This is a genomic window from Pseudomonas sp. TWI628 (assembly GCF_039673865.1).
Classification (GTDB): domain Bacteria; phylum Pseudomonadota; class Gammaproteobacteria; order Pseudomonadales; family Pseudomonadaceae; genus Aquipseudomonas.
This window is the reverse complement of the sequence record NZ_JBDJMM010000068.1, coordinates 1-846: the sequence shown is the minus strand read 5'-3', so window position 1 is coordinate 846 and position 846 is coordinate 1. Positions and strand designations below refer to the sequence as shown.

Sequence of the window (846 nt, the reverse complement as noted above, 5' to 3'; positions counted from 1 at the left end):
TCCTACACCTACACGCTCAACCCCAACGCCCCGGACTTCAAGAACCTGGGCGGTGGCGGCAATGGTGTGGAGAACTTCACCTACACGATCAAGGACGCTGACGGCGACACCAGCACGGCGACCCTGACGCTGAACATCGGCAACCTCAACGACCCGGTCACCCTCGACGGCCTGGGCGTGCAGAACGGCGAGCTGACCGTCTACGAGAAACACCTGAGCGACGGCACCGCACCGGACGCGAATGCGCTGACCCAGCAAGGCACCTTCAAGGTTACGGCGGCGGATGGCCTGCAAACCCTGACCGTGGGCGGCATCGCCGTGGTCACTGGCGGCGTGGCCGCGGGCTTCCCGCAATCGGTGATCACCCCGCAAGGCAACACCCTGACCATCACCGGCTACAACCCGAGCACCGGGGTGGTGAGCTACAGCTACACCCTGACCGACAACGGCAGCCATCCCGACGGTGCCGGCACCAACAGCATCAGCGAACACTTCGATGTGGTCGCCAAGGATGTCGATGGCAGCACTGCCAGCGGCAGCCTGGATGTGAACATCGTCGATGATGTGCCGAAAGCGGTGGACGACAGCAACGCTGTGACGGCAACCGAACAGCACGTCGAGCTGACCGGGAACGTGCTGACCAACGATATCCAGGGCGCCGACCGCGTGGCAGGCGGCCCGGTAATCGCCGGTACCTACACCGGCACCTACGGCACCCTGGTCCTCGCCGCAGATGGTTCCTACACCTACACGCTCAACCCCAACGCCCCGGACTTCAAGAACCTGGGCGGTGGCGGCAATGGTGTGGAGAACTTCACCTACACGATCAAGGACGCTGACGGCGAC

At 64.1% G+C, this 846-nt stretch carries 1 protein-coding gene; it reads left to right on the top strand.

The window, feature by feature from the left end; translation table 11 throughout:
- Positions 1 to 846 (top strand): Ig-like domain-containing protein (locus ABE528_RS27305; protein WP_346654634.1); only part of this gene is annotated, 846 nt, incomplete at both ends.